Genomic DNA, 5,992 nt, shown 5'->3' on the forward strand with positions numbered 1-5,992 from the left:
GTCTCGCATCTGCCGCACATCATCGCCTACAACATCGTCGGCACCGCCGATGATCTGCAGTCGGTGACCAAATCCGAAGTGATCAAATATTCGGCTTCCGGCTTCCGCGACTTCACCCGCCTTGCCGCCTCCGATCCGACCATGTGGCGGGATGTCTGTCTGCACAACAAGGACGCCATCCTCGAAATGCTGGCGCGGTTCTCGGAGGATCTGGCGTCGCTGCAGCGCGCAATCCGCTGGGGCGACGGCGAAAAACTCTTCGACCTGTTCACCCGCACCCGCGCCGTGCGCCGCTCGATCATCGAAGCCGGCCAGGACATCGACGTTCCCGATTTCGGCCGTCAGGCGGTCGAGCACCCCGCGAAGGGCTAGGTCTGTCTCAGGCAGGCCAGGTCTGCGCAACCATGGCCAGCGTCTCGGCTCGGTTCGGCGCGCCAAGCCTGCCGCCGAAGCGCAGGCATTTGAGCGCCGCGGCCGCACTGGCAAACCGCAAAGCCTGCTCGACCGGCATGGCTTCCGCCAGCCCGACGGCGAAGGCGCCGTGAAAGACATCGCCGGCGGCGAGCGTGTCGACCGCCTTGATTTTCGGCGCCGCGACATGGCGCACGCAGCCAGCGCGACGGTCGTGCCACCAACTGCCCGCCGCGCCGCCTGTCACTGCGACAAAAGCGTCGCTGCGGCTGGCGAGATCGGCGCAAGCCGTTTTCGGATCGAGCGCCTGGCCGCAGACGATGCGCGCTGCCGGCTCCGAAGCGATGATGTGCGTAGCGAGCGGCAACAACTGCTCAAGGACCTCCAGCGGCGCGGTGTCGGCATCGAGGATCGCCGGACGGCCGATGGCGCGCGCCGCCTTCAGGGCGAGTGCCGCCGCACCCGGCCAGCGGACATCGACCAGAACGGCATCGAATGCCATGAGGTCGGCGACCGGCAGGACGTCGGGATCGGCCTGGGCAAGCCTGTCATAGAACGGCACGATGATGCGCTCGCCATGCGCGTCGACCAGGATGGAGGCCAGCGCCGAGCGGGCACCTCTGACGCGCCGCACGAAGGTGCAATCGACGCCTTCGGCCTCTATGCCGGCGATGAGCTGGTCGGCGACGGCATCGTCGCCGGCACTCGCCCACAGCGATACTTCGGCGCCCAGGCGATGGGCAGCGCAGGCGGCGCTGGTGGCCATGCCCGAGGCGATCTGGACGCCGTCGGAGGCCATGAACTTGCCCTGATGCATGGGCAGCGTCTCGACGTGCAGGATGGTGTCCAGCGTCAAAGCGCCAACGCTCAGCAGCTTCACGGGTTTTGCCATGGCTGAGCTATTCGACCGGCTTGATCTTGCCCAGCGGAATGAAGCCGAGCGAGGCCTTGCCCCTGACCACCTTCAGCGGCATGGACGGTTCGTTGCCGAGCACCGCCAGGGCAGAAAAACCCTGCTCGATCTGGCTTTTCTGCTCGGGTATGGCGGTGCCGAGGATGGCCGCCACCGCCTTCGGGTCCTTCAACCTGATCATCAGGTCGGCGTTGACCAGGCCCTCGGCATCGACCGAGAGCGGTCCCGAAACGGTGATGCGCGCCGTCCCCGACGACAGATCAAGGTTGCGGATTTCGATCGCCTGGCCACGAAGGCTCTTCACCCGCGTGCCGATCAGTGCGACGCCGTTCTTCAATGTCACGTCGCCGCTGGCATCGAGCGCCGGAAGCACGCGCCCGCCAAGTGCGTCGGGGTCGACCTCGAGATCGCCGAAACTGCCGAGATAGTCGATATCCTCGCCGTTGGGCTGCAACTGACCTGATGCCTTGCCGGCACTGAACAGTTGCACCGGATCGGTATCGTCGGCCGGATCGGTCTGGCCGGAAAGGCCCTCTGCCTCCAGCGAAATCCGCCGCGGCAGCGGCCACCACAATTTGAAATTGGCCTGCAGATTGTCCCAGTCGATCCACAGCGGCACCATGTCCGGCACGGAGGTCCTGAGCGGGCCGCGCAGATTGGCAACCGGCGACAGAGGCTGGATGATCTGGGCGGCTGCGTTGAAACTGCCGGCTGAGGCCGCAATGTTCTTGGCATCGTCCTCATAGGCGAGGTTGTCGCAGGAGACGGTAAAGCTCAAGGGATAGCCGCTGACCTGGAGATTGGCGCAGCCGGCCTCGACGCCATTCTTGTTGAGCGTGGCAACCGCCTTGTCGGCCTCGCTCCTGACGCGGTCAGCCAGATAGAACCAGCCGCCGCTGTAGAGGGCGAACAGCACGACGATGAATGCTGCAAGCCAGATCAGGCGGCGACGTTTGTTCGGCTGGCGTTCGTCACTTGACGTCATGCTTTGGCTCTCGTTAACGCATGGGTATTGCGGACGGGTAGTCGATTCCGCCAGGTGGACAGACGAATAGTTAGACGGGACGGGCGGAAAAAACACCGGTCCGGGTGCGGTGTTGGCATCTTTTGCAATCAGGCGCGGCGATATGGGCGATTTTTGGGTGTTTGGCTATGGCTCGCTGATCTGGCGGCCGGGATTCGCGCATGTCGAAACACAGCGTGCCCGCCTGCATGGCTACCGGCGCTCGCTCTGCGTCTATTCCTTCGTGCATCGCGGCACGCGCGAGCGGCCGGGGCTGGTGCTCGGCCTCGATCGTGGCGGGTCCTGCGTCGGCCTCGCATTCCGCGTCCCCGGCGACTTGCGCGACGAGGTTATGGCCTATCTGCGCGAGCGCGAGCTGGTCACCAATGTCTATCTGGAGCGTCTGCTCAAGGTTCGCCTCGACGGCGGCGGTACGGTCGACGCGGTGGTTTACATTGTCGACCGCCAGCACGAGCAATATGCCGGAGCGCTCGACGCTGCAGATGCGGCGGCCGTGGTGCGCGGTGCGGTCGGCCAGTCCGGCAACAACGAGGACTATGTGCTGAGCACGCTGGAGCATCTCGAGGCGCTGGGCATTCGCGATCATTGGCTGGAAGAGGTGGCGCTGCAGGTCGCGCCTTTGTGAAGCTGGCTCTGCGGAAAAAGGCCGTCAGGCCTTTGACCTCGTTCAGGCAAGACCTAGGTTAGGCTCCAACCCTCAGACCGCGGGCGCCATTTGCCCGCCCAATCATCCCGGAGATCCGCCTTGCAGAAACGTCGTCTCGGTCGCACCGACTTGTCCATCGCGCCGCTGGTTCTGGGCGGCAACGTCTTCGGCTGGACTGCCGACGAGAAAACCTCGTTCGACCTGCTCGACCGCTTCGTCGGCGCCGGCCTCAACGCCATCGATACGGCGGACGCCTATTCGCGCTGGGTTCCAGGCCACAAGGGCGGCGAATCGGAAACCATCATCGGTAAATGGATGAAAGACCGTGGCAATCGCGACAAGGTCGTGGTGATCACCAAGGTCGGTTCGGATATGGGACAGGGGCACAAGGACCTGTCCGCCGCCTACATCGAAAAGGCCGTCGACGCATCGTTGAAGCGGCTGCAGACCGAATTCATCGATCTCTATCTGTCGCATTGGCCGGATCCTGCGACGCCCTATGAGGAAACGCTTGGCGCCTACGAGAAGCTGCTCGCCAAGGGCAAGATTCGCTATGCCGGGTGCTCTAACCTCGACGCCGGCCAGTTGCGTGCGGCACTCGATGTGGCGAGCCTGCGCAGTCTGCCGCGCTACGAGGTGCTGCAGCCGGAATACAATCTCTACGATCGCTCATCCTTTGACGGGCCGTTGCGCGATCTGTGCGTGGCCGAGGACATCGGCGTCATCACCTATTTCAGCCTGGCCAAAGGTTTCCTCAGCGGCAAATACCGCAGCGAGGCCGATCTCGGCCAAAGCCCGCGTGGCGGCGGCGTGAAGGACTATCTCAATGGGCGCGGCATGCGCATCCTTGCGGCACTCGACGCGGTGTCATCAAGGCATTCGGCCAAGCAGGCGGAAGTCGCGCTTGCCTGGGTGATCGCTCGGCCGGGCGTCACCGCGCCGATAGCCAGCGCCACCAAGCCCGAGCAGATGGACAGCCTGATCAAGGCGGCGTCGCTGAAGCTGAGCGCCGCCGACATGGCCGAACTCGACAGGGCGAGCGACTGAAGTTTCGGCGGCCGCTCCTCGCACGAACGTCCAAGACGACCCTCTTGTCTTGCCATAGCCTCCTTCGCACGGGGCAAGACAGAGGGTGAGATGACTGAGCCGCTTCTTTTGCAGCCGGATCTTTGGCGCCAGTTGTGCGCGCTCGTGCTTGCCTCCGCCGTCGTCATGGGCAGCCCGGGGCCGGCAACGATAAGCGTCACCGCCGTTGGTGCCGCCTTCGGTTTGCGCCATTCCCTGGGCTATGCCTGGGGAATCATCCTGGGCACGATCGCCGTGCTTTTGGTTGTCGCGACCGGGGTCATGGCAGTGCTCACCTCGATGCCGAAGCTGGCGCCGTTGCTGGCTTTGGCCTCCGCGGCCTACATCCTCTATCTCGCCTTCAAGATCGCTACGGCGCCGCCGCTGGCCGCCCGCGCCGCCGAGACTTCGCGTCCCACATGGCTGGCTGGATTTCTTCTCGCGGTCGCCAATCCAAAGGCCTATGTGGCGATCGCCGCCGTGTTCGCCGGTGCTTCGTCCAAACAGGGCGCCACTGAGCCTGGTCTATGGCTGAAGCTGGCGGTTCTCGCCCTGATGATCGTTGCCATCCACGCTCTGTGGCTTGTCGCGGGGGCTGGGTTCGCGCGCTTCCTGCGCCGGCCGGCGGCCTCGCGGATCATCAATCTGATCTTTGCCGTGACGCTGGTGTTGACCACCGCGCTGGCGGTGTTCGGCTGAGAACTGCCGGCCGGAGACTTCCGGTTCAGACTTTGGTTCTTGCGGCGTTGTCCAGCTCTTGCAGCCTTTTCACCGCTGTCGGCGGCAAGGCAGGCGGGTTCGGGCCGCGCGCCGCATCCATCAGGAACTGGTCGCAGGCAGCTTCGGTCTCGCCGATCAGCCGGGCCATGAATTCGTCCTTGCTCAGTCCCGGTGGAATCGGCGGCAGGAAACGCGCCTTGATGGTGCCGGGATAGCGCAGGAATTTGCGGCGCGGCCAATAGAGGCCGGCGACATGGGCAACCGGCACCACCGGAACACCAAGCTGCGTGTAGATTTCGACGATGCCGTATTTGTAGGCCGGTTCGTCGCCCGGCGCGCGTCTTGTCCCTTCGGGGTAGATGATGAGCTGGCGAGGGTTGCGCGCCATCTCTTCCTTGGTCGCGGCGACCACGGCCTTCAGTGCCTTCGAACGGCTGCCGCGATGAACCGGGATCATGCGCATCTTCATGATGTACCAGCCGAAGAACGGGATCCAGGTCAGCTCGCGCTTGAGGATGTAGAGCGGGTCCTGAAGGAAGGGGAAGAAGGCGATCGCGTCCCAGAACGACTGATGCTTTGGTGCCAGGATGAAGGAGCCTTCGGGCAGGTTTTCCCGGCCGGTGATCTCGTTCTTCGTTCCGGCGATCTTCTCGTAAAGCCACATCGAGGTGCGCGACCAGAATTTCGGCACGAACCAGGCGCGGTGCCGGGGCGACAGGAAATAATAGGGGGTCCAGAGGATCATCTGGACGATCAGGTTGACGTAGAAGACGAAATTGAACGTCAGCGATCTGATGTAGAGCATTGGGGGAGCCCGGTGAGGAGGTGAGCGTTGGTTACACCAAGCGCGGGAAAAAAGGAAATGGCCGCAGGGCGCTTTGGGTGGCGACGAAGAACGGCCACCGATGGGTTGGCCTGGTTCCGCTACATCAGCCGCGCCAGCCGCGCCTTCAGGCGCGGAGCGGCAAAATCGAGGAAGGCGCGCAGCTTGACCGGCAGCAGGCCGTGGCCCGCATGCACCAGGCTTACCGGCCATGGCGCCGGCTCGAATTCCTGCAGCAGGACGCGCAGCGCGCCGGACCGCAGCGCGGCTTCGATCTGGTAGGAAAGCACACGCGTCAGCCCGACGCCGGCAATCGCGGCATCGATGGCCGCTTCGGCGGTGTTGACCTGAAGCCGCGAGCGGACCCGAACCGGGATTTCGGCCTTGCCC

At 64.3% G+C, this 5,992-nt stretch carries 8 protein-coding genes; 4 read left to right on the top strand and 4 right to left on the bottom strand.

The genetic code is table 11. The annotated features are described in order from the left end of the window. Positions 1–372 (top strand): prephenate dehydrogenase dimerization domain-containing protein (locus tag EN994_RS14380; protein WP_127307604.1); only part of this gene is annotated, 372 nt, incomplete at its 5' end. A 7-nt stretch (positions 373–379) separates the two neighbouring features. Here the strand turns inward: EN994_RS14380 and EN994_RS14385 are convergent. Together EN994_RS14385 and EN994_RS14390 are read right to left on the bottom strand one after the other, a co-directional pair. Then, complete coding sequence (locus tag EN994_RS14385) at positions 380–1,303, bottom strand: sugar kinase (protein WP_063169098.1); 924 nt, start codon at positions 1,301–1,303, stop codon at positions 380–382. Positions 1,304–1,310: 7 nt separating this feature from the next. Next, positions 1,311–2,309, bottom strand: coding sequence for a DUF2125 domain-containing protein (locus EN994_RS14390; RefSeq protein ID WP_063169097.1), 999 nt, complete (start codon positions 2,307–2,309; stop codon positions 1,311–1,313). A 142-nt stretch (positions 2,310–2,451) separates the two neighbouring features. Between EN994_RS14390 and EN994_RS14395 the strand changes: the two genes are divergently transcribed. The 3 genes from EN994_RS14395 (at position 2,452) to EN994_RS14405 (ending at position 4,758) form a co-directional block, all read left to right on the top strand. Beyond that, positions 2,452–2,973, top strand: coding sequence for a gamma-glutamylcyclotransferase (locus tag EN994_RS14395; protein ID WP_013529391.1), 522 nt, complete (start codon positions 2,452–2,454; stop codon positions 2,971–2,973). Between the two features lie 120 nt (positions 2,974–3,093). After that, the gene (locus EN994_RS14400; RefSeq protein WP_063169096.1) at positions 3,094–4,041 is read left to right on the top strand and encodes an aldo/keto reductase; all 948 of its coding nucleotides are present in this window, start codon (positions 3,094–3,096) and stop codon (positions 4,039–4,041) included. Positions 4,042–4,131: 90 nt separating this feature from the next. Further along, positions 4,132–4,758 (top strand): LysE family translocator, encoded by a 627-nt coding sequence (locus tag EN994_RS14405; protein WP_063169095.1) that lies wholly within the window; start codon positions 4,132–4,134, stop codon positions 4,756–4,758. A 25-nt stretch (positions 4,759–4,783) separates the two neighbouring features. Here EN994_RS14405 and EN994_RS14410 read toward each other — a convergent pair whose 3' ends face one another. Both EN994_RS14410 and EN994_RS14415 read right to left on the bottom strand, forming a co-directional pair. Next, on the bottom strand, positions 4,784–5,584 hold the full coding sequence (locus tag EN994_RS14410; protein ID WP_013529394.1) for a 1-acyl-sn-glycerol-3-phosphate acyltransferase: 801 nt from the start codon (positions 5,582–5,584) through the stop codon (positions 4,784–4,786). A 119-nt stretch (positions 5,585–5,703) separates the two neighbouring features. After that, on the bottom strand, positions 5,704–5,992 hold a 289-nt coding region (locus EN994_RS14415; protein WP_245466027.1), incomplete at its 5' end, for a LysR substrate-binding domain-containing protein.

Origin of the sequence: Mesorhizobium sp. M7A.F.Ca.CA.002.09.1.1, assembly GCF_003998555.1 — a bacterium.
Classification (GTDB): domain Bacteria; phylum Pseudomonadota; class Alphaproteobacteria; order Rhizobiales; family Rhizobiaceae; genus Mesorhizobium; species Mesorhizobium ciceri.

Coding starts and splice junctions, on each gene's coding strand:
- EN994_RS14385 (WP_063169098.1), bottom strand. CDS start 1,303: ATGGCAAAACCCGTGAAGCTGCTGAGCGTTGGCGCTTTGACGCTGGAC.
- EN994_RS14390 (WP_063169097.1), bottom strand. CDS start 2,309: ATGACGTCAAGTGACGAACGCCAGCCGAACAAACGTCGCCGCCTGATC.
- EN994_RS14395 (WP_013529391.1), top strand. CDS start 2,452: ATGGGCGATTTTTGGGTGTTTGGCTATGGCTCGCTGATCTGGCGGCCG.
- EN994_RS14405 (WP_063169095.1), top strand. CDS start 4,132: ATGACTGAGCCGCTTCTTTTGCAGCCGGATCTTTGGCGCCAGTTGTGC.
- EN994_RS14410 (WP_013529394.1), bottom strand. CDS start 5,584: ATGCTCTACATCAGATCGCTGACGTTCAATTTCGTCTTCTACGTCAAC.